Source organism: Nitrosopumilus sp. S4 (assembly GCF_054515835.1).
In genome coordinates this window covers 739,202-763,821 of the sequence record NZ_CM137258.1, presented here as the reverse complement: position 1 = coordinate 763,821, position 24,620 = coordinate 739,202, and the positions used below count along the sequence as shown (strand labels likewise).

The window sequence follows — 24,620 nt, the reverse complement described above, 5'->3', positions numbered from 1 at the left end:
ATTATCACTTTATTAGAGATTTTGTAATTTTGTCTCCGGCATCAAAGGGATTCATAGTTTTTGATTGTAATTTTTTAATATATGTTGAAAATGTTTTATTTGAATCTAACATCTCTTCAATCTTTTCATCAATGTTATTTAAAACAATATCTTTGAGTTCTGCAATCAATCGTTCATGGTCTTTTTCTTTCTTTATTTTCTTTTTTGAAGCCATCATTTCTTTGAGAGTTTTTGCAAATTCTTTGATTCCAGTGTTTTTCTTTACAGATGTTTTAAGAATTATAGGATTTCGCTCAGTTGCGCCAATAAAATCTCTCACTGCATCAAAGAGTTGGTTAGTACCACTAAGATCACTCTTGTTTACAAGATAGATATCACCGATTTCAGTCAATCCAGCTTTTATTGTTTGAATACTATCACCAGTGTTGGGATTAAAAACCACAACAGTAATGTCTGCAATTGTAGATATTTCAACTTCGGTCTGACCAGCTCCGACACTTTCAATAATTATTGGATTAAATCCAGCATATTCTAAAACGCGAATGCTGTTTCGCAACGAATGTGAGATGGCACCTGTGGAACCACGGGATGCAATGCTTCGAATGTATGTTCCTGAATCAGTAGATTCAGTCATCCTAACCCTGTCACCTAAAATTGCACCACCAGTAACATGACTTGAAGGATCAATTGCAAGTACAGCTGGTTTTGTTCCAAGTTTTTTGAGTGCAACACTTGTTGTGTTTATCAAAGAACTTTTGCCAGCCCCAGCAGGACCTGTAATACCTATGATAATTGAATTTCCAGTATCCTTGAAGATTTTCTTTATGAGAGTTTTTGCGTCTTTTGGATTATTTTCCACTAAGGAGATGGCTTTTGCAATCGCACCACGTTTGCCTTTCTTAAGATCAGTTAACAAATCCAACACAGTGTAAAGTTTGAGGGGTGCAATAAAATCTTGTGCTAGATCTACGGTCTTGAGTAAATTACTGGAGGAGCAGGTTCATCAAGAGAATGCACTTCAGTCTTTAATTGGATATGACCTAGTTCTTTGTGATCAATTTCTAGAACAATTGGATGAATTGCCCAACCATATTTTGGGGGATTTTGAAATGGTACTATTTCAATAAACTCCGAACCAGTAAACGATTTTTGAAATGTTTCATCCATTCCAAGAATTTCCATAACAACAGATTCAGTCTGAGATGACTTGTCTAAAAAAGAGATTTCGACATGTCCTGATTCATAGTATACTGCATCAACTTGAAATGTTTGACGAAGTACATCCTTATCATCAGTTCCTCCACCTGTAAGAAAGAGTATTGCAAGTACTGTAACTACTCCAAGGACAATTGGAGGGCCAAGTTTTTTAGCCATCTTTGAATTCTTTTCTCATTCTTCGTAACATTTTTGAATTTATTCGAATTCTCTCCAAGGTTTGAGCTTGGGTTCTCTCGGTTCCAGGTGTAGGATTCTTTTTGAAAAATGACTTTATTTCATTTTCCATAGAGTCATCAGCTACAGAAGATATACTTGCAACAATTCTATTGAAAAGAGGATTTCCATGTCCTACCTTTTTGTTTAATTTAGTCCAATTTTTCTTAAGCCATGGCCATAAGACCTGTTTTCCATAAGGATTGGAAGCAACTTGCATAATTGGCAATTGCATGTTTTGAGAGCGAACCTCAGTGGTTTGAGAAAAGTTCAGAGTCTTAATTAGTAATTTTTTATCTTTGAACCCACACATTGCACCCAGGAATCTTAGTTTCTCCTCCATGGTCTTTGAGGTTTTGTATAGTTTGGTTAGTTGAGCATGAGTTTTTGCATTTCCATTCCAAGCTGCTATAGAGCAAATTGGAGATATTAAATCAGGAGGTATGGACGAGGGAGATTTTAAGAATTTTTCATATCGTCGTAGTGCTTCTTCAGTTACCTCATCATCATCCATCTTTCCAAGTGTGAAAATCACAAATGAACGTAATAGTGCATCAGTATGTTTGTCAGATTTTCTTGGTTCCCATCCCAAATTATGTAATAGTTTTTTAAGATAATTTAATGTGTAACTTCGAATTTCTTCAGCAAATTTTTCATCAAATGCTCTAAAATATAACGATGTCAAATTGTGAGCAACATTAACTGATGCCAAATAGCTATCCTCATCAAGGTATGCATCTGAAAAATCAAGATAGTTTCTCACCTGCTCATCTCCGGAAACACATAGTGAAAACAAATCATTTTGAATTGCCCACCTATCAATGGCAGGAATTCTTTTTTCATCAACTAACATCTTTAGATCAAGTAAAATTCCTTCATCATATTTGACACGATAAAATCCTTTTCTGCCATAATTTGCAACAAAACCAAGAGTGTTTTTTGGGAGTTTAAGAGATAATGATTTTGTTGAAAATAGTTTTTTAGAAATTTCTTTATCCAATCCTATGGACAATGGTATAGACCATATTCCTTTTCTGAACTTTTTATTATCCTCAAGTAGGAATCGCTTTTGTTTTAGATGAAGATTATTTCCATCCTGATTAATCTCAACTAGAGGAAATCCAGGCTGCTTTAGCCATGTATTGACCATAGAACTTACAGGCATTTTGGATGCTTTACCAATTGCATCCCACAAATCTTGACCTTTGGCATTTTTGTATTTAAAATCAGACAAATATTTTTTGAGACCTTTCTGGAAATTTGGCTCCCCAACATAATGCTCTAGCATTCTTAAAACACATCCGCCTTTGTCATAGGATATTGCATCAAAAATTTCTCTAATTTCAGCAGGAGAATTCACTTTAACATCAATTGGGTGTGTTGTCTTTAGCGAATCAAGTCCCATTGCGACATTCATTGCATCTTCAACAAATTGATTCCACAAATCCCAATCCGGATAATACTTGTCGACGAATTTTGTTGCCATAAATGTTGCAAAACTCTCATTTAACCACAAATCATTCCACCACTTCATAGTAACTAGATTTCCAAACCACTGATGAGCAATCTCATGAGATATTACCTCAGCAATGAATTGTTTTGTTTTAGTAGATGATGTTTTAGGATCATACAGTAAGATAGTTTCTCTAAATGTGATTGCACCCCAATTCTCCATTGCTCCTGCTGCAAAATCAGGGACTGCAATAAGATCAAGTTTAGGTAATGGGTACTTTATTCCAAAATACTTTTCATATGAGGTGAGTAGTTTTTTTCCTAATTCAAGGGAGAATTTTCCTTTTGATTTATTTCCCTTTGTTGTAATTACACGAATCTGAATTTTACCAACTTTTCCTGTCAGATATTCAAATTCACCAACTCCGAGATAGATCAAATATGTAGAAACGATAGGGGTCTTTGAAAATTTGTAAAGAGTTTTGTTTTGAATTTTTGTTTTGGATTTAACAGGCATGTTTGATATGGCAGTAAATTTGTTCTCAGCAATAATGGAAATTTCAAATGTGGCTTTTGCTTCAGGTTCATCCCAACAAGGAAATGCTCTTCTAGCATCAGCTGCCTCAAATTGAGTGGTGGCAAGATACTTTGTCTTGCCATTTTGTGTGTATTTGCTTCGATAAAATCCTAACAATCTATCATTTAGAATTCCCTGAAATTTCAGATCAATTGTTGCCTTGCCTTTAATTTTTTCAGATAAGGTGATTTGTAACTCTTCTTTTTTATCATTAGTTTTAGGAATAGATTTTATTTTTTTTCCACCACAGATAACATGGCATGATTTTATCTTTAGTTCTGCACAATGCATAGTAATTTTGTTTGTGGGTTTTTTGCAAATTACAGATATGGATTCGGTTCCTTCAAATGTAAATTTGTTAAGATTTGGCTCAAAAGTAAGATTGTAATTAATTGGAGTAACGTCCATGTCGGAGTTACTTTTGATGCGCTTTAAGAATATTTTCTATTTTTTAAAAATTTAATCACCAGATTGAAAAACTATGGAAAGCCTTTAAAATAATATAATTTACAAATAATCATGAAGCAAAAAGTTGCATCACGAAGTATCAAAATTCTAGTTGCAAAACTAGGGCTAGACGGTCACGACAGAGGAGCTCTAGTTCTTTGTAGGGCCTTCAGAGATGCAGGAATGGAGGTAATTTATTCAGGACTTTTTGCAACACCAGAAAGAGTTGCACAAATTGCAGAAGATGAAGATGTCGATGCAATTGCAATGAGTTTACTAAATGGCGCTCATGGTACACTATTTCCAAGAGTAGTAAAAGCAGTAAAAAAGAAAGGCATCAAAGATGTTCTGATTGTCGGGGGCGGTGTAATACCAGAAATTGATCATAAAGATTTGACGAAAGCAGGAGTAGATCATGTCTTTGGACCAGGAACCCCACTATCAACAATTATTGATCACATCACTACTGGTGTGTCTAAATTAAGAAAAATATAAGAAAAAAGATTATTCTGTGGAATCAGGCCACATCATTTTACGCATTTGTTTACCAACTTTTTCAATTTGGTGTGCGTCATATTCTTTCATGTATTTATCAAATGCCTCTTTGCCGTTTTTCTGATATTCAGAAATCCACTCGCTGTTGAATGTTCCATCTTGAATCATGGTTAGAACTTTTTTCATGTTCTCCTTATTTGCTGAATCCATAACCATTGGTCCACGTGTAAGACCACCATATCGTGCAGTCTCACTAACACGTCTCCACATTCCATTAATTCCATATCTCTGAATCATATCTACAATGAGTTTTAATTCATGCAAGACTTCAAAGTATGCAATTTCTGGTTGATATCCAGCTTCAACTAGAGTTTCAAATGCATTTGTTACCATAGAAGCTGCACCGCCACAAAGGTCAGCTTGTTCACCAAACCAATCAGTTTCTACTTCCTCTTTGAAAGTAGTTTGAATTAGTCCAGCTCTTGCACTTCCAATTGCTTTTGCAATTCCCAATGTCCTATCCCAAGATTTTCCTGTAAAGTCTTGTTCAACTGCAACAATAGAAGGAGTACCAAAATTATCAAGATATGTTTCTCGAACTTTGGAACCTGGTCCTTTTGGAGCAATCATTATGAGATCAACATTGTTTGGAGCTTCAATCCATTTCCAATAGATTGCAGCTGCATGAGAAAATGACAATGCTTTTCCTTCAGAAAGATTTGGTCCGATTTCATCTTTGTAAATTTGACCTTGAATCATGTCTGGAATTAGTATGTGAATAATGTCTGCTTGTTTTGTTGCATCTGCAACTGACATTACTTTGTGACCGTCAGCTTGGGCCTTTTTCCAGCTATTACCGCCTTCCTTAAGACCAATAATCACATTAAGACCAGAGTCTTTCATGTTATTTGCTTGTGCATCACCTTGGATTCCATAACCAATAACTGCAATAGTTTGATCCTTTATTGGGTCAAGACTGATATCGTTATCTTTCCATGTTTTTGCCATGATTCTATCTAAAATATTGCAAATATTAACTATGAAAATTGTTTAGTGAAGATACCAAAGTTGAAGAAATCTTATTCAGAGAAATTCTATGATTTGTAAATTTTCTGAAGTTTATGGATAAATTCATCAGAGATTTCTGTCATTACTACATGGTCATAGTCAGGATCATCCCAATCATCCATAGCACTATTACGTTAAGAAAATAATTAAGGCTGTGTTTGTAATAGAAGCTACAATTTTCACACGTCAAAATTAAACCAAAATCAGGCAAAAAACCATAAAATCAGATTTTGATAATTTTATTACAAGAACGACATTTGACAGTTACCTGTTCCCCTGGGAGTCTAATGAATCTCTTTGAACCACACTCAGGACAAACAGGACAAGCTCGAATTGGTTCCATTAGTGTTCAGTTGGTTTGGTATCAGATTTAGAAATTACTTCTAGTCTATTTTTGGCATTAATTTTAACAAGAAACTCAGATACGGCATTTGGAACTAGCTCTTTCCACGAATCACCAGAAATTATCATTGAACGAATTTTTGTTGCATTGTATTTACTTCTATCAAGTAGTGTTGGATTTACAACAGCAATTCCAGAATCTGCCAGTAGCATTGAAACATAATCATTTCCACTATACACTTTCTCAAAATTAGGCAATGTAGATTTTAGGTATGAAGCCCATGTTGCTATATTGAATTGATTTTCAAGTGCAACAAGGAAACACTTTGATAAATCTATTTTTTCATTAAGCAACGAATTATGAATCATTTCAATTCTCTCACCAGCAGTGAAAGGATCTTTTTCTAGATAATTAAATTGGGAACTAGTGATTGCAATTATGACTTCATCACATTCGTTAAGAATTTGTTTTACTAAATCCAAATGACCTAAATGAAAAGGCTGAAACCTTCCCATCATTAATCCGCGCATACGAAATTAATTATTTTGATTTTATTAAATTACTCTATTGTATAGGACCGCTGCCAAGAATTCTAATAGTTGGAGATTCAGGTTTTAAAATCACAGCAATTTGTCCTTTCTTGAATACCATTGGCTTCTCAAATACTAGTTTCAATGGATTAATTGAAGAGAATTTTGCAGCTTTAATTTGCAATCCAATATTTACTAGACAGCCTTGATTTTCTGCAATTTCACTCTTGTAGAATGGACTCTTTTGAAAATCAATGGTGATTTCTGTTTTAATATCAACTACTCCATCTTCAGAGATAATATCTCCCCTTCCCACCTCATCAGGTTTTGCACCCTTTACTGCCAACCCTACTCTAGCAGGACAAATTGACTCACTTACAGGATCATCATGCATTTGAATAGATTTTATCAAAACATCTAATCCTATAGGATATAATTTCAAATTGTCATATTGCTTTATTTTGCCACTAGTTACTTTTCCAAGAATTACAGTTCCAACTCCCTTTACATCAAAACAGTGATCTATTACCATCTCAGATTTACCCTCAACAGTTAACGGCTCCATCTTATCCATTTCCTCTTTAATTTTGTCTTGCTCTACTCGGACATAATTTTCAAGGACTGTTCCTTTGATCATAGATTCAAGTTTTGATTCATCCACATCAAAAGTATGAGACAAAATCCCTTTTTCTTTTTTTAATGAATCAAGGGCTATTATTTGCTCACCTGTGAATTTGTCTAATTTATCAACACAGAATATAACATATTCTGCTAAATTGATTGCCTGAAATAGAGGTTGAATTTTTTCTGGAAATCCAGATGGAGTAACCCATGTTTTGATAATATCAGATTCTTTTCTATCATAAAGAGAAAGATCAGTAACTGTTCCTTTCTTTCCAAACTCTGAAGCAATATCTTGTTTTCCTAATACTACAAAGTTTACAGATTTAACCAATGCACAAAGTTGTAGATTAGGTTCTAAAAACCATACTGGTGTATTCTAGCAAGGATACTCTGAAAGTTCAGAGGGACTATCTGAGGACTCATCAATTACCCCAAGATGATATAGTATTGACTTTTGATATGACGGGATGGAAGTCATGATAAAGATAACTTTCTGAATTTGTATTAAAGGATGATGTATCAATGATACTAGCTAATGATTATCAAAAAAACTATGGGAATGAGGCTAAAACTTGAGCATAGCTAGCAAATCGATGGTTTTTTGGTTTGACTAATTTTTGACGGTATTTTCTGATTGGTTTACCTATAGCACCATTAAGACCCAGAGGGCCTCGAACATACCTATTACCATCAGCCCATTTTAGAACTTCATCACTAGGAGCATAGTGATTTACTATTTTTTTATCAACTATGAAATCCAAGAGTTTTCCATATTTTTTAGAAGATGGAACATCTTCGGTAATAGATGCGCCAAAAAAGTAAACGCTATCAATAATGGATTTGTTTTGTTTCTTTTTTGAAAGATATTCTACCGTACTCAAAATTACCTGAGAGCCTAAAGAATGGCCCATTAATCGAATCTTTGTCTTAGGGCTAGACATTTTGAACTCTTCAATGAATCGTCCGAGATTTTTTCCATTCTTTTTTGCAATAATTAATCCAACACCTAGAGAGCGCTTTGCATATTTTATCAAATGTGCACCAGTTGTATTAGAGTCATAACTAAAACCAATTACAGGATAAGAGTATCCCAATTTTTTTAATCGATTTCTTGCCAATACAACTTTGGCAATAGCTCCTGCATTATAATTTCTTAAGCCATGAATCATAATTGTAATCTCCTTAGAGTTTACAAATTTCTCAAAATCTTTTTTTGGGTAAAGATAGTATTTGTTAGTCTTTAGGGTCTTGCCAGTTCCAAGATCATAGTATCCCCTAGTTGAAATTCGCGGAATGATTTTCATGATTTACTCTGAATGTCCAAGCTGCTTTTTGTATTTTTCAATATCAGTGGTTTCAACTCTAGCAAATAGAGGAGAAGAATCACCTAAAATATGACCTTCAGTAATTCTTAATTCAGAGATTTCACTCCATTGTGCATCATTTACATTACCATCCAAACCTAACTGCTGCCAAATTTTTTGGGCAGACTGAGGCATGAATGGAAAAATTGCGATTGCAATTGATCTTACTGCATTTACAGAGAGGTAAACACAGTTTGTAGTGCCAGGACCATTTTTCCACGGCTCCTTATGTTGAAAGTATTGATTGAAATGAGATGAGAACTCCATGATTTTTTTCAATGCCCTATCAAGATGATTTTCTTCCATAAGTGAGCCTACTTCGCTAGCAAGATTCTTAATTTTAGTCTCTACTTCAGAGTCTTTTTCATCAAATGACTCACTTTGAGGAATTTTTCCATCAAATGCTTTTTTTGTAAATCCAAGTGCACGATTTACAAAATTTCCAAGATTCCCAATTAATTCAGAATTAATTCTAGTTGTAAAATCATCCCAATCAAAGTTCAAATCGTCTTGAGAGTATGGATTAATTGATACTAAATAGAATCTCAAATAATCAGATGGATAATATTCTAAAAATTGCTTTAGACCAATATACCAATTTCTGCTTTTTGAAATCTTTTTTGATTGTAGTGTAAGATGGCCGCGTGTTGGAATATAATCAGGCAGTTTGTATTCACTGTTAATGCCCAATCTCATAGCAGGTAAGAAAAGATAATGGTGATACACAATATCTTTTCCAATAAAATGGTAAATATCAGCAGAATTCCAGAAATCTTTTCCATCGATTCCTTTGTCACTGAAAAATTTTAGTGCTGTTGAAATGTATGCCAAGTGATTGTCAAACCAACCATAGAAGACTTTATCATCAGCATCTGCAAGAGGTACCTTTACACCCCAAGTAATATCTCGTGTTATATCCCAATCTATCAATCCAGATTTAATCCAATTTTGAACATATTTTTTAACATCTTTTTGAAGATGTTCATTTTCATCTAGCCATTTAGTTAATGAATCTCCAAAATTTTTTAATTTGAAAAAATAGTGTGTTGTCTTTTCTTTGGTTGGAGGTTGTCCACAAATAGAGCACGTAGGGTTTTTGATCTCCTCTGGCACTCTACCACAACTCTCACAAAGATCAGAGTACTGATCTTCGGCATCACAATAAGGACATTGGCCTTTGACATATCTATCAGGTAAGAATTTTTTATCATTATTACAATAAAACTGAATTATCTCTTTCTCATAGATGTGTCCTGCATCATTTAGTTTGTTAAAGACATCCTGAACAAATGCTATGTTTTCAGGAGAGCTGGTTTTGTAAAAATAATCAAAATCAATATCAAATGATGAAAAATCCTCATAATCACGCTTATTCCAGTGAGCAACATATTCTGCGGGAGTCTTGCCCTCTTTTTCGGATTGGATTAGAATTGGAGTTCCAAAATCATCAGATGCACAAAAATAGTATGCCTCGACACCATTTTGTTTTAAGAATCGAGTTGTAACATCAGCCGGTAGATAAGTCGATGCAACATGACCTAGGTGAATTTCACCATTTGCATATGGTAATGCACTTGTAATGATAGCTTTTTTGTTCATTGGTTACTGAGAAGAGCGGGATTGAGGTTAAGAAGTTTTACCAGCTATTAGCATATTTGACTTGCTCAGGAGTAAGCTTGTCAATTTTAACATCCATTGCTTTTAGTGCATCTACTGCAACTTGTTTATCAATTTCTTCAGGAACGTTGATGATTTTGTTTTCCATTTTTTTGTGGTTTTTGAGAATATAGAGAACAGATAGTATTTGGTTTGAGAAAGATTGTGCCATTACTTCAGGTGGATGTCCTTCTGCTGCAACTAAATTTGCAAGACGCCCTTGTCCAATCAAATAAACTCGTTTTCCATTTTTCAAAGTACATTCATCAAGGTTAGCCCTTACTTCTTTTACGGATTTTGATTTCTTTAACAAGAATTCACTGTCAATTTCAACATCAAAATGACCCACATTTCCCATAATTGCTCCATCTTTCATTTGCAAAATGTGTTCTTTTCTAATGACACTAGTCATTCCAGTACAAGTGATAAACATGTCACCAATTTTTGCAGCTTGAGACATTGGCATTACTTCAAATCCATCCATATGAGCCTCTAATGCTTTGATAGGATTAATTTCAGTGACAATTACTTTGCATCCCATTCCATGACATCGTGCTGCAACTCCGCGTCCAACCCAACCATAGCCAACAACTACAACACGCTTTGATGCCATAAGTAAATTCATTGCACGAAGATAACCATCAATAGTACTTTGTCCAGTACCATATCTATTATCAAACATGTGTTTAGTATATGCCTCATTGACCAAGATTACGGGATATCTTAGTTTTCCTTGATTTTCTACTGCTCTAATTCGAGTCACACCAGCAGTTGTTTCTTCAGTAGCACCTAGAATTTCCATTTTGTTAAATCGCTTATCAAAGTGAGCTTTGATATTCATATCAGCACCATCATCAGTTAGAATAGTTGGTTTATGTTTCAAAACTTGATCAATGCACCAATCATAGTCTTTGACAGATTGTCCATGCCATGCATATACGTGAATTCCTTGTGATGCCAAAAATGCAGCAATGTCATCTTGTGTAGTAAGAGGATTACCACCACAGCAAGCAACAGTTGCGCCTAATTCCTTAGCACCCATTAAGAGAACAGAAGTTTCTTTTGTAATATGTAAACAAAATCCTAATGTAATTCCTTTAAGTGGTTTTGATTTTTTAAATCGGTTAATAGTGTTATCAAGAATCTGCATATGTGATCTAGCCCATTCATAAGATAGTTTTCCATCTTTGATCAGTTTAGAGCTAGACTTTACCTTACTCATAAAACAACTCTCTATTCACGCTATAAAATTCTATCATGCGAATGTAAATAAATGACAAAAATATGACAATTTCAATGGCATGGAAAAAAATTGCAGATAAAGGAGCAGTTGCAGCAGGAAAAGGCAAAGCTTTCAAAATCGAGGATAAACAAATTGCAATTTTTAATCAAGATGGATATCATGCCATAGACGATCTATGTGTGCATCAAGATGGCTCAATTGCACCTGGAAAATTGGATGGAGATATTGTAGAATGCCCATTGCATTTTTGGCATTATAACATCAAAACAGGAGAACTAACAGATTATCTCAAAGATGTAAAATTAGCAACGTATCCTGTAGAGGTCAGAGATGATGGCATCTACGTGGATATCTAACCTAAAAAAATTATTTTAAAAATTGTGAAATAAACGCAAAAAGAGAAGGGACAAATCTCCCTTCCCTTGTGCTAGGTATGGGTTATGTTGGGCACAGATTATTCTGTAATTTATGATAAACAAATTACTATATTGAATAATGTGTGTTCAAAATGAACTAATTTAGATTCATAATTAGGCACAATTTTTATTCTAACTGTTTACCAAATTTAATTATTGAACCAAGAGATAATTGATGAAATTAAAAATCAAGATTATGAATCAATTATTCAAAAGATTGAAGAGTTTTTCTCAGAGCAATTACAAAAAAGTCATGCAAAGGGTCTGATCTTAGGTCTTAGTGGTGGAGTAGATTCTGCTGTATTAACATATTTGGCAAAAAGAAAGCTAAAAGAGAAAACCATTGCACTGATAATGCCAGATACAGCAATAACTCCAAAATCAGAAACTGAAGATGCACTGAAGATGATTGCATTGACAGGAATCGAATACAAACTAATCGACATTAATCCAATTGTCAATCAATATAGTATGTATCTAGAACCAAATGAATTTGCCAAGGGGAACCTTCGTGCAAGAGTTAGAACAGACATCATCTACTATTATGCAAATCTCAAAAATTATTTGGTTTTAGGTTCAAGTGATAAAAGTGAATATCTCTTAGGATATTTTACAAAGCATGGCGATGGTGCCTCAGATATCACACCAATTATCTCACTATACAAACTGCAAGTAAGAGAGATTGCAAAAGTTCTAGGGGTGCCAGACTATGTCATTGCAAAAAAAAGCAGTCCGCATTTATGGAAAGAGCACGAGGCTGAAAAAGAACTAGGAGTATCTTATGAAGAAATAGATTCAATTCTGTATTGTCTAAATGAGAAAAAATTATCACCCGAAGATACTGCAAAAATAACACAAATTGACTATGCAGTAGTTGATAAAATTATTCAGCTAAACAAAAACAGTGAACATAAAAGATCATTACCAGATAAACCATTCAAAGATCAATAATGAAGCTACAAGATACACTTTCTAACATCAGACAAGAATTAGACATTTCAAAAAAAGTTAAGATTTACCTGTGTGGAGTTACAGTATATGATGAATCCCACATAGGACATGCAAGAACCATCATAGTTTTTGATGTTCTCAGAAAGTATCTAGAGCAAAAAGGAATAGAGATAGAGTTTATTCAAAACTTTACCGATGTGGACGATAAGATAATCAATCGAGCTGCTGAAGAAAACACTACTGCAGAAGAAATTAGCTCAAAGTATATTGAAAACTATTTTAGTGATTTTGATGGATTAAATGTTAAAAGAGCCACTAACTACCCAAAGGCTACTGAGCACATTGATGATATTATCAAATTCATTGAAGTTCTTATTTCTAAACAAATAGCATATACTTCTAAAAAAGGAGTATACTTTGCAGTTTCAAAATTCCCAGAGTATGGCAAACTCTCAAAAAAGAAGATAGGCGAATTGCAATCAGGTGCCAGAATTGAAGTTGATGAAGCAAAAAACAATCCATTAGATTTTGCAGTATGGAAATTTTCAGATACCAATCCAGTTTGGGATAGTCCCTGGGGAAAAGGAAGACCCGGATGGCATATCGAGTGCTCTGCTATGAGCATAAAGTATCTTGGGGAGAATTTTGATATTCATGGAGGGGGTAGAGATCTCATTTTTCCTCACCATGAAAATGAAATTGCACAATCTGAATCATGTACAGGCAACACATTTGCAAAAATTTGGATGCATGTAGGAATGGTAACAATTGATGGGGAGAAAATGTCAAAATCAGTTGGCAATGTAAAATCAATAAAGCATGTTTTGGATAATTGGGGCTCAAATATTATCAGATTATTTTGCTTATCAGGGCATTATTCAAAACCAATTGATTACTCAGAAGAATTACTAAAAGAGAATCTCATCAAATGGAGACAGGTTGAAACTTGCTACTATGAATTGATTCATGCAAATAGAGACAATGATAATAATCTGGAGTCAATTATCAAAAAAATCAGAACAGAGTTTGATGAAGCACTAGAAGATGATTTTAATACACACTTGGCATTGTCAGCATTTTTTCAATTAATAAAAGAAGGAAACAGATTGTCAGCTGAAGAAAAACTAGGAAAAGACGATTCAAGAAATATTAAAAATGAGTTAGATAGGATGATGAACATTTTAGGTTTAAGGATTCCAGCGATGACAGAGAAAGAAAAGTTGGAGATTGACAATATGATTGCAAATAGAGAGGAATTTAGAAAAGAAAAGAAATTCCAAGAAGCAGATAAAATTAGAGACAAGCTCAATGAAATGAATATAGAGTTAATTGATCACAAAGATAGAACAATCTGGATGAAAAAAGAATTTATCAATGCAGAAAAATAAAATATAGAAAATTAGTTTCGACTAATAATATTTGTGCCTAAAAAAATTAGGAGGGTCTAATTAGTTCAATCTAATTTTAACATCCTTTATTACAATTAAAACACAATACAATGTATGAATGCATGGACTAAGTTTTGGAAATGGTATGAAAATAAAATTTTAGGTAGTGTAATCCTTATTGCAATAATACAATTCATTCAAGTTCCACATATGATATGGAATGCAGACATAATGTTAGAAGCAGGAATTGTTTCTAGAGTTCATCCAGTTATTGACTGGTTCCTATATGGAGTTGATTTAATTGAAATTGTTTCAATAATCAATGTCGGTATGATCATGTACAGTCTAATCAAGAAAAGACAAGCAAAGAAAAATCAAATAGTTACTGAAATTTCAGAATAAAAATTATCTATTCTTTTGGTTTCCATATAACACGTTGTGGGAATGGAATCTCTATTCCAGCTTCATCTAGGGCTTTCTTGACAACTTTGAGTAATTTAGGACCAACCTGATCCCAGTCTTCCCTAGTATGCCATACCAAAATTTCAATATTTACGCCTGAATCAGCTAATTCTTTAATTCGAAAATCAGGCTCAGGTAAAAGTAAAACAAATGGCATACTCTTTCGAATCTCTTTTTTAATAACAGAAATTGCACCGTCAATGTCTTCCTTGTAGGCAATTGAAACAATTGCCTCTGATCTTCTAACAAGGGTTGATGTTAATGAACGGATATTAGAAGTAAAAAACGATTCATTTGGAACTCGAATTATAGTTCCATCAAATCTTCTAATCCTTGTAGAAAATGTGCTAATATCTAATAGTGTACCAGATATTTCTGAACCAGGGATTTCAATTTTATCTCCCTGTTTTACTGGTTTCTCTATCATTAAAAATACGCCTGAAATCAAATTAGAAACTACAGACTGTGTTGCAAATCCAATTATTATTCCAAATATACCACCAGCAACAAGCAACCCAGAAAAATCAATGCCAGTAGTGGAAGTAAAAACAAGAAATGATGTTATTATAATTCCAAAATATAACAATTTACTGAAATTCTTTGCAACATCTTGAGAAAGCTTAGGTGCATAGTATTTTGTAAAAAGTAATCGAACAGTTCTGGCAATTATTATTCCCACACCAATAATTATTCCACCTATGAGTAAGCTTAGAAGAGTAAGTCCTTCAGTAATATGAATTTCATCTAAACTTTGAAAAAATTCAAAAACCATTATTCAAGACCCATATCCATTCTCTTTATTGATGTTATTTGTTCAAACGATGGTGATATTTTCCAATCAGTGGTAATTTTTTGTGATGTAACATCGATGATTTCTATGATAACTTTTTTTCTCAATACCACATCTATTGAATCAATAATAGCTTTAGAGTTTTTGTAATAAACGGAATTATCAGAAATCGGGAAGATGATTTTTGAAACTAGGTAACCTTTGTCTAAATTATTTTTTAGATTTACCTCCATTACACCATTAAAAAAAGGAATTGAGTCTTCATAAGATTCTACAATATCTGATTTGGCATATTTACATAAAGTTCCAGATTCAGGATTACCATAAAGACCGAATCTAGAGTCAAAAGGGTCACATGTGAACCAATCAAGCGAATCTTTTCGCTCATCATGTATTAGAAACACGCCTATTTCTATGGGACAACGGACAAAAATTTTGGCAGCTGATCCTTCAGACAAAAATACAGGGGTTTCAAAATCCAAGTAAACATAATTGGTTCTACGAGCAGGATAATTCAGAGGACGAATAGGAGTAAATTCAAGAATTAATTGATCGTCTTTTGTTGGAATCATTTTTTCAACAAGATTATTTTCAGAATCTTTTCGATTATAAGAGAAAACATTTGGACTAATTTTCTCAATTTTAATCTCCACGTTTGGAAACAAGAAATCTTTATTTTGATCAATAACATAAGTGCCATAATCACTGAATTTTGATTCTGAATAGTTATCGTCCATTTGTTCATTTTAGAATTAGAAATGGAGAATTTATGCCCTTTCATTGTAAAGAGTAGTAAGAATTAAACAAAAATAGAAAAAGAATGGATTACTCCAAGTCTAATGGAATGCTAAGCTTTCCAAAGTCCTCATTGATTCTAAACTCATAGTTTTTTGATGGATCGTACTTGAATTCAGTTCCACCGTATCCTATGTTAGGACCAAACAAGATATTGAACACTCTAGCATCACCAGGATTTAAAACGATTTGTCCACTAGTGAAATCCATTCCAGAATATTTGAATGACTTTGAGCCATCCCAAACATCATAAGCACATATTGATGGACTAGTACAGTTAATGGCTCTTACTTCAGAATCATTATTTTCTGCCAACATACGAATTGTTAGTATTGCTTGTCCTGATGGACTAATTTCAAAGTCATTTCCTTGAGATCCCATACCAACCCAATAGTAGGTAATTGGTCCAACCACGTATGCTTGAGCATCTCTTTTGTACTCAAATAATTCAATGGCTTTTTTAATTGGTTTTTCACAATCAAGTCTTTTGTATGCTTTAACAATTTCAGAACATTTTTCAAGTTCTGCTTTTAGTGAAGCTAATTCAGAATCAACTGCCTTAGATGTTGTTTCCATAGTTTTTTCTGGTTGAACACTTGAGGAGACTGTAATTAATCCAGTTTTTATCAAATGTGTAATTGCATTTACAAATTCTCCATCTGAAGTAACTCCGTCTGCCCACCAGGCTGCATTATTTTTAACCCAATCTGGGACTCCCTCTGAGGACTGTGCGGATACTGTTGTTGGAGGAACAACGATAATTCCGTCCTTTATGAGAAATTCAATTCCAGTAAGGAATTCAGACTCAGATATTGTTCCATCTGCCCACCAGCCTGCATTATTTTTAACCCAACCAGGAACTTCGGCATATGCAAAAGAAACAGTTGAGGCAATTAGGATAGTTGCGATGATAGAGGTTATTGCGGTTTTCATTAGCATACTTTTTCATTAATCCTATTTAAACTAGTGCTAATTTTGAATCTAGTGGTAAAATAAAAAACATAAGTAAATTGTAATGGCACTAGGGGATTCACCAACCTTTCCTTATATGTAAATTGAAGAGACGTAATCAAGTGAGCAAAAATCTAGAAGCCAATGATAAAATCAAATTATCAGAAGAAGAGATTAGAGAATTTGTACTGGAGAGATTCGAAAGTGTCAAATCCTCAGAAAAAATTAAAGATCTTGTAGAATTCCATACTGCAAACAAGTTCATGTTAATGGCACATGATCAAAGTAAATTAAAAATATTAGGAAATATTGTTGCAAAGAACAAAAAAGTAGAATTAAAAGAGATCATTGATGAATATGAAAAACATTTCAGAGAGGCGTTTACCAGTAAAGCCACAACAAAATCACACAGTAATGTTATAATGCATATTTTTGGATTTTTTTCTGCAAATCTGAATAAATTTGAAAAAAGAGAGTTTCTAAATTTATTGCAACAATTTAGAGATGAAAAAATTACTATTGGTAATATTTTAGCTGAAATTAATCCAATAATTTATCAATTCAATAAAACATATCTTGCAGGACAAACATACTTTTTACTATATGCAGATAAAGATTCTGGAAATTTGTTTTAGAATGAATCCAAAAAGAAGAAAATAAAGATTAAAAATAATCAACAATAGTTTTTTGTCGAATCATATCTAAAATTTTACCATGGGAAATCCATTCTGATTTTCCAATACTCATTTTTTGAGATGCAAGGAGTAAAGCATTATCAAAGTTCTCAGCTGTCAGTGGTTTTTGTTTCATTGCCTCGCGGATTCCTTCTCTAACTTGCCAAACTCCAACAGGAATTGCATATTCGGGTCTTATTTCCCTTAAAATGACAACACCGGCCTGAATTTTATTTTTAGACAAGTATTCCAAAACACCAAGTTTTGCAGCAAAATAGGCACCAGCTATTGCAGGAGGATGATCAATTCCTCTAGCATCCTCTGAGTCAGAGCCAAATCCTAAAACCCCATTTGAGTACCATGCCTCAATCATTTCAAAAACCCACCTATGAGGAAATAGTACAACAGAAAATTGATTTCCCAGATGTTCAAAAGAAAAAACCTTGCATGTATCTATCAGACCATAGTCAAGAATATTTTCCTTAAGAGAGTTTGATATAATATCATCAGTTGCAGTAATGCTCCATTTTGTTGGAACAATTTTTCTTTTTTGCCCAAGCATTCCAATGCTAAAGCACTTTTGGATTTTTGAAATTTCAATTCCAGAATTATATAGATTCAAAACAGCATCTTGCGCTTTCAAATCATGATCGTAGAAAACTTTTTCAACAGATTTTACTGAAGATGTTCCAGAAAATTTTGCTGATTTAATTTCACCCATTGGACCAAAGGGTGCACTTTCACCATCAAGTGAAATATTTGAGGAGGGGGATTTTGTAAATACTAAATCAGAATCTGTCGGTTTTGAGGACATTGTAACCTCTTGTAGATTTTCAATGTAGCGTCCCTCAGTTGCAGCTATGGATATTTTTTGGGTTCCACGAATTAAATTTAATCTAAAATTTACAATCTCTTCCAAAGATTTTCCAATCCATTTCTCTGGACTGTCAAGAAGTGTTGTATCACCATGGATTGGTGGGACCATTGGACCAACAAAGACTTTGGGGTAATTGTAAGAACCTACAAAGACAGATGGAGGTGTAGTTCCACTAATAGAATCAGATGAAAAAAGATTGCCATACTTTGAAAGAGTCTCATGCCACTTCATCATAATTGAACGTCTAATCTCTTGTGAGTCAGAAGACACAGCAATTTATGACTAATTTGAGCCTATTAATCATGTCTGATCAACATTTTTGACGATTGGTAAGCGTATGATGTTTAAGTGACTCATCATTACAAAAGATCATGACAATAAAGAGAATTGTCTCTTTTTTGCCCAGCGCTACTGAATTGCTATACGAGTTTGGAGTTGAGGAGAATCTTTTTGGGGTAACGCATGAATGCAAATATCCTCAGGGTGCAAAATCAAAGCCAATAGTAATCAACTCTGTAATAAATTCTGAAAAATTATCTAGTGATGAGATCGATAAAATAACTTGTGAACTGCTAAATTCAGGAAAGAATATTTTTGTACTAAATAAAGAGAATCTAAAAGAAGCTGATCCAGATTTGATAATTACACAAGAGACTTGTGAAGTTTGTGCAGCTTATACAAATCAAGTCCAAGAATCAATATCTATTCTTAATCGAAAACCAAAATTGCACTCAATGGATCCCCATAACATTCAAGAAATATTAAATTCGGTAATCGATTTGGGAGAAATTCTCGAGAAACAATCACGGGCAAAAGAAATTGTTGATTCACTGGAGAAAAGAATACGAAATATAAAAAAAGAGAACATCACAACACATCCAAAAGTTTTAGCAATAGAGTGGATTGAACCATTTTTTACAGCTGGTCACTGGGTTCCAGAAATGATCCATGTTGCTGGAGGAGTAAATCTAATTAGTAAAACAGGAGAACATTCAAGACGATTAAGTTTTCAAGAGATTTCAGAGTCAGATCCAGACATCATAATTTTGATGCCATGTGGTTTTGATGTAAAGCGAACGGTTTCTGAATATGAAAATTCTTTAAAAAATAACAAAAGGTGGAATTCACTAAAAGCAGTTAAGAAAAATCAGGTTTATGCAGTTGACGCAAATTCATTTTTCAGCAAGCCCAGTATTAGAACAATTACGGGGCTAGAAATATTGGCAAAAATCATTCATCCTTCAAAATTTGAGAATCTCAGTATTCCTAATGATTCGTTTATGCACATATCTAGGTAAAATAGGCTCAAAAAATTAGATTGTAATACAATATCACATACAACTGGTTATGTTAAAAAATTCTCATAATAACATATGACAAGAGATTTTGCAGGAGACAATAGCATTGACAGTTTGCTAAAAATGACCAACAATGTTTTGCTTAAATTAAAAAGAGAAGTTCAATAACAGAATCAGATAGGTTTTCCTTTGGACTGATAATCTAGAACTTTATGAAATAGGTTATGTGATGAAATAACAGTAATTGCTACGACAATTAATCCAATGAAATTTCTAAGAATCATCAAATCGTTTGGTTGGGAAGCAATTAACGAAGTCTGAAAAACAACATGAAAGTTATCCATTAGCCAAAATCCCAAAGTTACCCATGACAATACTCCAGCTATTAGATAGCCCAATCGAGTTTTATTATGAATAAAAATAACTGCTGCAATTATTGCACTATACCAAAAAAATGAACCAATTAACCATAAAGGATGATAAACTTCGGGTCTATCATCTAACCAATAGTAGGATGTCCCAATTAATCCCATTGCAATTAGAAAAATCTGAATTATCTTTTGATTAATTTTAAAGCTTGTCTTTTCTTCCTTGAGTTCTGATTTTGGAGGAGATGATTTCATCTCCTTTGTTGCAATATCAATTGCCTCCCGTACTGATTTTAATTGCATTGGAATTATTTTAGTTATAGAATCATCAGTTACAACAGTATCATGAACTAAACTATCAATTAATGGTCTTGCCAAAGATGCCTTTACAGGAGTAATAAGATCAACCCAGTAAGAAGATAGACGGGTTGTCAAGAATGGAATTTGTATTACAAATAGATTCTTGTTCAGGTATGCAGAGTAGCTTCTCATTAATTCCTCATATGTCATTTTATCAGGTCCACCTATTTCAAAAATTTTACCAATAGTTTCTGGTTTGTCAAGACATTGAGCCAAATAATTTACAACATCATCAACAGCAATTGGTTGAGCTAATGATTTAACCCAAGAGGGGCATACCATTATTCTTAATCTTTCAACAAGATATCTCAACATTGCATAAGAGCCACCCTGTGCTCCAATAATTAAGGATGCACGAAATTCAGTAACGGGGATATTTCCTGATGCAAGAATTTCTCCAACTTCCTTTCTACTTTTCATGTGAGGAGATAGCGAGAGACTATCATTTACTAGTCCTCCCAGATAGATAATTCGTTTTACACCGGCATCAGTTGCAGCTTTTAGAAAATTCTGAGCTTGAATTTTTTCTCTCGATGCAAATTCCTTCCATGCGGATTTATCACCTTCCATGGAATGCAGTAAATAGTATGCAACCTCCACATCTTTTAAGGCAGAAGTGAGTTGCTCAAGATCAAAAACATCTGCCTGAACATATCTCACATTTTTGGTATCAGGAATTTTTCTCCTGCTTAAACCCTTTACCGTGTATCCTAAAGAAGTCAATCTAGAGATAAGCCTAGAGCCAATAAAGCCAGTAGCACCACTCACAAAAATAGAGTAGGGGGAAGATTGTGTTGGCATTTTGTTTTCAAATGACTGAGCCACTATTATCTCCAGCTCCACGTAAAATTATACATAGATTATTTCTAAAAAAAAATTATATAAACTAGGGCTAAATAGCTATTCTAGTGCTAAATTAATAAAAATAACTTAGTATTAGCACTAGAGAACGCAGTTAGCATTAGTTATATAGCAATAAAAAAGAAAAAAAATCATGGTCTACATCAGAGCCAAGAAAGTAAAATCTGATCAATACCTATACCTAGTCAAAAGTGTGTGGGATTCAAAAAAAAGTACATCAAAACAAGAGATCCTAAAATACCTAGGGAAGGCTTCTGAAGTTGTTAAAGACGACATCCCTGCAGATTATCGTGATGATCCAAAAATATTATCAATTTTAGCTTCATACAATCCAAAAGACATTAAAAAAAGAGAAGAGTCTACAAAAAAATCAAAACAGCAACTGTACAAAAGATTAACTGAAGGAAATATTGAAGAGACAGTAAAAATCTATGACGAATACACAAAACTATTCAATCCTTCAGATTTTTTTGACAGAATTTTGAAACCTGTAATGTACAAAGTTGGAGAAGATTGGGCTTCTAAAAAAATAAGCATAGCAACAGAACATGTTGCAAGTAATATTGCACAAACTTTGGTCAAAATAATCATGGATCAAGTAACAAGTAAGAATACAAAAAAGAAAGTGCTAATTTGTGTCCCACTAGGTGAAGAGCATCATTTAGGTTGCGATGTCTTAGAGACATTTCTTTCTATCAAAGGCTGCAAGGTGTTCAATATTGGAACATCTATTCCATCTGAATCAATTCTTAGTTTTATAGAACATAACAAACCAGATGTAGTATTAATTTCAATAACACTAGAAGACAATGTTGGTGCCGGACAGCGACTTGTAAAAAAGATAAAAGAACAATCAAAAATTCCAATATTAGTTGGAGGGTATGTTTTTCAAGGAGAAACGACTCCAAAATTTGATGCAAAAATAGTTCCAGATTCAGGGCTTGAAGAGATTTACAAAATTATAAGAAAAGTCTAAGCACCCAAAGTAGGCAAGAATTTTAAAATTTCAGGATTACACAAAATCGAGCTGTGAGCTGCTGAATCAGTACCTATACCATAACTAATAGTTGAATCCCCTACAAAATACAACCCCTTTATGCCTGGTATTTGATGAGGCATTTTAGATTTCCAAACCATCCCAGGCTCTTTGACAACAGATTCGACAAGTTTCCACGCCATAGGTCTTTCCCATATCAATTCGGAGTTAAATTGAGGATAAATTGAAGAAATTTCATTTTTCATTATTTCAACAATTTCCTTAATTTTCTTTGAATCATCTGCAATTGATGAAGATATTGGAGTGCCGGCAATTATCAAATGCTCCCCGGGAGGAGATACATTTGGAGTGATATTTGAAATAAAGAAAATTCCCTTTGTAGTATAATCATCCCCCACTGGAAAAACAACTTGCCTTGTATCAATTTTTGATTTTAATGCAAAATGAACTTCTACGACAGAAGTCTTCTTGTCTAAGCGATTAATTCTTTTAATAAATTCTCTATCAATTACATCATCATCAAATAATTGATTAAGTGCATCATATGCAGGAAATGAAATAATTACACAGTCACTTGGCACAAAAGAATCATCAGCCATAACAATACCAGTGACTTTGGAATTTTTAATAATAATTTTTTTTACTGATGAGTGAGTTTGAATTTCACCTTTATTTTCCAAGACATAATTTGCAAGAACATTAGTAATAGAATCATAACCACCATCATTAGGGTATGCAAATTCGCTGGTTCCACCTTTAAACGGATTTGCTCGTATCATAGTTCTTGCAAATTCTCCTAGGGAGATATGTTCGGCAGTATCTGCAAATGCCAACATACAGACAGCTTCAAAAAATGCATTTGTGTCAGGATCAAGCTTTTTAGTAATATCAGTCAATGATCTAGAATCCCACTCTTCAGTTTTGTCAATTGATGTGAATGCCATTGGAAGTAAAAGTTTGAGTAATCTAATCCTGCTTTTAAAAGGAATTAATGAAAGTTGCAATAAATCCAGGATTCCTTTTGGATATTTGTGGAACCCAGTATCAGAATGAAATGCAATATCATCAACTTTGGCAAGGCTCAATCTGTCTTCAATGCCAACTTTTTTCAAAATACTAAAAATTGCCGATTTTTTGTAAAAGGGCATAATATGAAATCCATTATCTAGAATATGGTTACGATATACCATGGAGGCTGTTCTGCCGCCTAGTTTTGCTGATTTTTCATGAATTTTTACAGCATATCCATTATTTGCCAATAGTGCTGCAGTGGATAATCCACCAACTCCCCCACCAATAATATGAATTCTAGGCCCCATAATCATCTTTGATTAAATTTAATTTATAACTGGTGCCAATAATTTTATCTAGTGCTAATTTCTAGTTAATGAATTAATTCTTGCATAATTTGCAGCTGAAACCAAAAATTCATTCATTACAGAATTCATTTTTCTAAATAATATTTTATCTATGAATGGAATAAATTTTAAAATACCATTTAGATGCAAGGAAATTGTTATTTTGATATCTGTGCCGTTAGGTGATACATCATATTCTTCAAAAAATGTTGTGTCTTTTAGATAACCAGTAAGAATTTTAATTTTGTGTATATTGGGATGAATAATTTTATGTTGCGTTTTGACATCCACGTGTTTACCCATGAAGCTAATGTTTTCTAAAACAATTTTTTCAGTGGGGGTATCCTTGATTACTTTTAGAGATTTAAAATATTTAGGCATAATATTGTGAAAATTTGCAACATCAGTACTAATTTTAAAAATAATATTTTGTGGAAGTGTACTGTGTTTTTCTAGATTTAGAGTCTTCATCCGGATTCTACCTTTTCAACATAATCAGAAAGATTTGTTTTAGTGATTTTAATGTCAGCATATATGCTCTTTATGTGAAAATATAATTTTGCCAAAGACAATTTTACATTATCCGTTTTTTGAGGATCTGTCAACGGGTAAAGTCGTATTGTGGTTTTATTTTTTGTAGTAGAGATTTCTATAAAGAACTCTTGATGCATTTCATCTATTACAATTGTTGGTAGTAATGCAGTAAACCCATTTTTTTCAACGTAAATGCTTTGAATCTTAATCAAAGGATCTTTTTGAAATATGGGTGAAAAATGTTTACTATAATCAAATAGATCAAGAGGCCTATCCACTACAATATGAGGCATAGATTCTCTATCAAATT

The 24,620-nt window shown here is 33.4% G+C and carries 25 protein-coding genes; 8 read left to right on the top strand and 17 right to left on the bottom strand.

Features of this window, described 5'->3' with window-relative positions; all coding sequences use genetic code 11:
- Nucleotides 1–4: 4 nt before the first annotated feature.
- The 3 genes from meaB to ACX119_RS04210 are packed head-to-tail and all read right to left on the bottom strand — an operon-like array spanning nt 5 to nt 3,868.
- Complete coding sequence (meaB, locus tag ACX119_RS04220; protein ID WP_459351875.1) at nt 5–925, bottom strand: methylmalonyl Co-A mutase-associated GTPase MeaB; 921 nt, start codon at nt 923–925, stop codon at nt 5–7.
- A 41-nt stretch (nt 926–966) separates the two neighbouring features.
- Complete coding sequence (locus tag ACX119_RS04215) at nt 967–1,374, bottom strand: hypothetical protein (RefSeq protein WP_459351874.1); 408 nt, start codon at nt 1,372–1,374, stop codon at nt 967–969.
- Nucleotides 1,367–3,868, bottom strand: coding sequence for a M1 family metallopeptidase (locus tag ACX119_RS04210; protein ID WP_459351873.1), 2,502 nt, complete (start codon nt 3,866–3,868; stop codon nt 1,367–1,369). Before ACX119_RS04210 ends, ACX119_RS04215 begins: the two co-directional genes overlap by 8 nt.
- Before the next feature lie 111 nt (nt 3,869–3,979).
- Between ACX119_RS04210 and ACX119_RS04205 the strand changes: the two genes are divergently transcribed.
- Entirely contained in the window at nt 3,980–4,402 is a 423-nt protein-coding gene (locus ACX119_RS04205) for a cobalamin B12-binding domain-containing protein (protein ID WP_459351872.1), read from the top strand.
- 9 nt (nt 4,403–4,411) lie between these two features.
- Here the strand turns inward: ACX119_RS04205 and ilvC are convergent, their stop codons facing one another.
- The 6 genes from ilvC to ACX119_RS04175 all read right to left on the bottom strand — a co-directional run bounded on the left by ilvC (nt 4,412) and on the right by ACX119_RS04175 (nt 11,209).
- Complete coding sequence (gene ilvC, locus ACX119_RS04200; protein ID WP_459351871.1) at nt 4,412–5,410, bottom strand: ketol-acid reductoisomerase; 999 nt, start codon at nt 5,408–5,410, stop codon at nt 4,412–4,414.
- 402 nt (nt 5,411–5,812) lie between these two features.
- Nucleotides 5,813–6,343, bottom strand: coding sequence for a nicotinamide-nucleotide adenylyltransferase (locus ACX119_RS04195; RefSeq protein WP_459351870.1), 531 nt, complete (start codon nt 6,341–6,343; stop codon nt 5,813–5,815).
- A gap of 34 nt (nt 6,344–6,377) precedes the next feature.
- Nucleotides 6,378–7,298: an EF-Tu/IF-2/RF-3 family GTPase gene (locus ACX119_RS04190; RefSeq protein WP_459351869.1), complete on the bottom strand. Its 921-nt coding sequence runs from the start codon at nt 7,296–7,298 to the stop codon at nt 6,378–6,380.
- A gap of 220 nt (nt 7,299–7,518) precedes the next feature.
- Nucleotides 7,519–8,271 carry a DUF726 domain-containing protein gene (locus ACX119_RS04185; RefSeq protein WP_459351868.1) on the bottom strand — a complete coding sequence of 251 codons (753 nt, stop codon included), beginning with the start codon at nt 8,269–8,271 and terminating at the stop codon, nt 7,519–7,521.
- Between the two features lie 3 nt (nt 8,272–8,274).
- Nucleotides 8,275–9,930: a methionine--tRNA ligase gene (gene metG, locus ACX119_RS04180; protein WP_459351867.1), complete on the bottom strand. Its 1,656-nt coding sequence runs from the start codon at nt 9,928–9,930 to the stop codon at nt 8,275–8,277.
- A gap of 37 nt (nt 9,931–9,967) precedes the next feature.
- Complete coding sequence (locus ACX119_RS04175) at nt 9,968–11,209, bottom strand: adenosylhomocysteinase (RefSeq protein ID WP_459351866.1); 1,242 nt, start codon at nt 11,207–11,209, stop codon at nt 9,968–9,970.
- A 74-nt stretch (nt 11,210–11,283) separates the two neighbouring features.
- Between ACX119_RS04175 and ACX119_RS04170 the strand changes: the two genes are divergently transcribed.
- The 4 genes from ACX119_RS04170 (at nt 11,284) to ACX119_RS04155 (ending at nt 14,387) form a co-directional block, all read left to right on the top strand.
- On the top strand, nt 11,284–11,586 hold the full coding sequence (locus tag ACX119_RS04170; protein WP_459351865.1) for a Rieske (2Fe-2S) protein: 303 nt from the start codon (nt 11,284–11,286) through the stop codon (nt 11,584–11,586).
- Nucleotides 11,587–11,802: 216 nt separating this feature from the next.
- Nucleotides 11,803–12,597: an NAD+ synthase gene (locus tag ACX119_RS04165; protein ID WP_459351864.1), complete on the top strand. Its 795-nt coding sequence runs from the start codon at nt 11,803–11,805 to the stop codon at nt 12,595–12,597.
- Nucleotides 12,597–13,985 (top strand): cysteine--tRNA ligase, encoded by a 1,389-nt coding sequence (cysS, locus tag ACX119_RS04160; RefSeq protein WP_459351863.1) that lies wholly within the window; start codon nt 12,597–12,599, stop codon nt 13,983–13,985. Before ACX119_RS04165 ends, cysS begins: the two co-directional genes overlap by 1 nt.
- Nucleotides 13,986–14,099: 114 nt before the next feature.
- On the top strand, nt 14,100–14,387 hold the full coding sequence (locus ACX119_RS04155; RefSeq protein ID WP_459351862.1) for a hypothetical protein: 288 nt from the start codon (nt 14,100–14,102) through the stop codon (nt 14,385–14,387).
- 7 nt (nt 14,388–14,394) lie between these two features.
- On the opposite strand, the gene ACX119_RS04150 is transcribed toward ACX119_RS04155, so the two are convergent.
- From ACX119_RS04150 to ACX119_RS04140, 3 genes are all read right to left on the bottom strand, one after another.
- Nucleotides 14,395–15,219 (bottom strand): mechanosensitive ion channel family protein, encoded by an 825-nt coding sequence (locus tag ACX119_RS04150; protein ID WP_459351861.1) that lies wholly within the window; start codon nt 15,217–15,219, stop codon nt 14,395–14,397.
- Complete coding sequence (locus ACX119_RS04145; protein ID WP_459351860.1) at nt 15,219–15,974, bottom strand: DUF432 domain-containing protein; 756 nt, start codon at nt 15,972–15,974, stop codon at nt 15,219–15,221. The genes ACX119_RS04150 and ACX119_RS04145 overlap by 1 nt, the downstream gene beginning before the upstream one ends.
- An 88-nt stretch (nt 15,975–16,062) precedes the next feature.
- A complete protein-coding gene (locus ACX119_RS04140; protein ID WP_459351859.1) occupies nt 16,063–16,965 on the bottom strand; it encodes a peptidase in 903 nt (300 codons plus the stop codon).
- Nucleotides 16,966–17,105: 140 nt separating this feature from the next.
- On the opposite strand from ACX119_RS04140, the gene ACX119_RS04135 reads away from it, so the two are divergent.
- Entirely contained in the window at nt 17,106–17,618 is a 513-nt protein-coding gene (locus tag ACX119_RS04135) for a YbgA family protein (RefSeq protein WP_459351858.1), read from the top strand.
- A 28-nt stretch (nt 17,619–17,646) separates the two neighbouring features.
- Here the strand turns inward: ACX119_RS04135 and ACX119_RS04130 are convergent, their stop codons facing one another.
- Nucleotides 17,647–18,804: a hypothetical protein gene (locus ACX119_RS04130; RefSeq protein WP_459351857.1), complete on the bottom strand. Its 1,158-nt coding sequence runs from the start codon at nt 18,802–18,804 to the stop codon at nt 17,647–17,649.
- A gap of 128 nt (nt 18,805–18,932) precedes the next feature.
- Between ACX119_RS04130 and ACX119_RS04125 the strand changes: the two genes are divergently transcribed.
- Nucleotides 18,933–19,832 (top strand): cobalamin-binding protein, encoded by a 900-nt coding sequence (locus ACX119_RS04125; RefSeq protein ID WP_459351856.1) that lies wholly within the window; start codon nt 18,933–18,935, stop codon nt 19,830–19,832.
- A gap of 173 nt (nt 19,833–20,005) precedes the next feature.
- Here ACX119_RS04125 and ACX119_RS04120 read toward each other — a convergent pair whose 3' ends face one another.
- On the bottom strand, nt 20,006–21,361 hold the full coding sequence (locus ACX119_RS04120) for an NmrA family NAD(P)-binding protein (protein WP_459351997.1): 1,356 nt from the start codon (nt 21,359–21,361) through the stop codon (nt 20,006–20,008).
- 193 nt (nt 21,362–21,554) lie between these two features.
- Between ACX119_RS04120 and ACX119_RS04115 the strand changes: the two genes are divergently transcribed.
- Complete coding sequence (locus ACX119_RS04115; RefSeq protein WP_459351855.1) at nt 21,555–22,397, top strand: cobalamin B12-binding domain-containing protein; 843 nt, start codon at nt 21,555–21,557, stop codon at nt 22,395–22,397.
- Here the strand turns inward: ACX119_RS04115 and ACX119_RS04110 are convergent.
- Genes ACX119_RS04110 through ACX119_RS04100 form a run of 3 tightly spaced genes read right to left on the bottom strand, consistent with a single transcriptional unit; the run spans nt 22,394 to nt 24,603 of the window.
- Nucleotides 22,394–23,737 carry a phytoene desaturase family protein gene (locus ACX119_RS04110; RefSeq protein ID WP_459351854.1) on the bottom strand — a complete coding sequence of 448 codons (1,344 nt, stop codon included), beginning with the start codon at nt 23,735–23,737 and terminating at the stop codon, nt 22,394–22,396. The two genes, ACX119_RS04115 and ACX119_RS04110, sit on opposite strands and share 4 nt — an antisense overlap.
- A gap of 54 nt (nt 23,738–23,791) precedes the next feature.
- Entirely contained in the window at nt 23,792–24,247 is a 456-nt protein-coding gene (locus ACX119_RS04105; RefSeq protein ID WP_459351853.1) for a hypothetical protein, read from the bottom strand.
- Nucleotides 24,244–24,603 (bottom strand): hypothetical protein, encoded by a 360-nt coding sequence (locus tag ACX119_RS04100; RefSeq protein WP_459351852.1) that lies wholly within the window; start codon nt 24,601–24,603, stop codon nt 24,244–24,246. Before ACX119_RS04100 ends, ACX119_RS04105 begins: the two co-directional genes overlap by 4 nt.
- Nucleotides 24,604–24,620 lie beyond the last annotated feature (17 nt).

Excerpts from the sequence above, each read along its gene's own strand:
- ACX119_RS04215 (WP_459351874.1), bottom strand. The coding sequence starts at position 1,374 with ATGGCTAAAAAACTTGGCCCTCCAATTGTCCTTGGAGTAGTTACAGTA.
- ACX119_RS04210 (WP_459351873.1), bottom strand. The coding sequence starts at position 3,868 with ATGGACGTTACTCCAATTAATTACAATCTTACTTTTGAGCCAAATCTT.
- ACX119_RS04205 (WP_459351872.1), top strand. The coding sequence starts at position 3,980 with ATGAAGCAAAAAGTTGCATCACGAAGTATCAAAATTCTAGTTGCAAAA.
- ilvC (WP_459351871.1), bottom strand. The coding sequence starts at position 5,410 with ATGGCAAAAACATGGAAAGATAACGATATCAGTCTTGACCCAATAAAG.
- ACX119_RS04195 (WP_459351870.1), bottom strand. The coding sequence starts at position 6,343 with ATGCGCGGATTAATGATGGGAAGGTTTCAGCCTTTTCATTTAGGTCAT.
- ACX119_RS04185 (WP_459351868.1), bottom strand. The coding sequence starts at position 8,271 with ATGAAAATCATTCCGCGAATTTCAACTAGGGGATACTATGATCTTGGA.
- metG (WP_459351867.1), bottom strand. The coding sequence starts at position 9,930 with ATGAACAAAAAAGCTATCATTACAAGTGCATTACCATATGCAAATGGT.
- ACX119_RS04175 (WP_459351866.1), bottom strand. The coding sequence starts at position 11,209 with ATGAGTAAGGTAAAGTCTAGCTCTAAACTGATCAAAGATGGAAAACTA.
- ACX119_RS04170 (WP_459351865.1), top strand. The coding sequence starts at position 11,284 with ATGGCATGGAAAAAAATTGCAGATAAAGGAGCAGTTGCAGCAGGAAAA.
- cysS (WP_459351863.1), top strand. The coding sequence starts at position 12,597 with ATGAAGCTACAAGATACACTTTCTAACATCAGACAAGAATTAGACATT.
- ACX119_RS04155 (WP_459351862.1), top strand. The coding sequence starts at position 14,100 with ATGAATGCATGGACTAAGTTTTGGAAATGGTATGAAAATAAAATTTTA.
- ACX119_RS04150 (WP_459351861.1), bottom strand. The coding sequence starts at position 15,219 with ATGGTTTTTGAATTTTTTCAAAGTTTAGATGAAATTCATATTACTGAA.
- ACX119_RS04145 (WP_459351860.1), bottom strand. The coding sequence starts at position 15,974 with ATGGACGATAACTATTCAGAATCAAAATTCAGTGATTATGGCACTTAT.
- ACX119_RS04140 (WP_459351859.1), bottom strand. The coding sequence starts at position 16,965 with ATGAAAACCGCAATAACCTCTATCATCGCAACTATCCTAATTGCCTCA.
- ACX119_RS04120 (WP_459351997.1), bottom strand. The coding sequence starts at position 21,361 with ATGCCAACACAATCTTCCCCCTACTCTATTTTTGTGAGTGGTGCTACT.
- ACX119_RS04115 (WP_459351855.1), top strand. The coding sequence starts at position 21,555 with ATGGTCTACATCAGAGCCAAGAAAGTAAAATCTGATCAATACCTATAC.
- ACX119_RS04110 (WP_459351854.1), bottom strand. The coding sequence starts at position 23,737 with ATGGGGCCTAGAATTCATATTATTGGTGGGGGAGTTGGTGGATTATCC.
- ACX119_RS04105 (WP_459351853.1), bottom strand. The coding sequence starts at position 24,247 with ATGAAGACTCTAAATCTAGAAAAACACAGTACACTTCCACAAAATATT.
- ACX119_RS04100 (WP_459351852.1), bottom strand. The coding sequence starts at position 24,603 with ATGCCTCATATTGTAGTGGATAGGCCTCTTGATCTATTTGATTATAGT.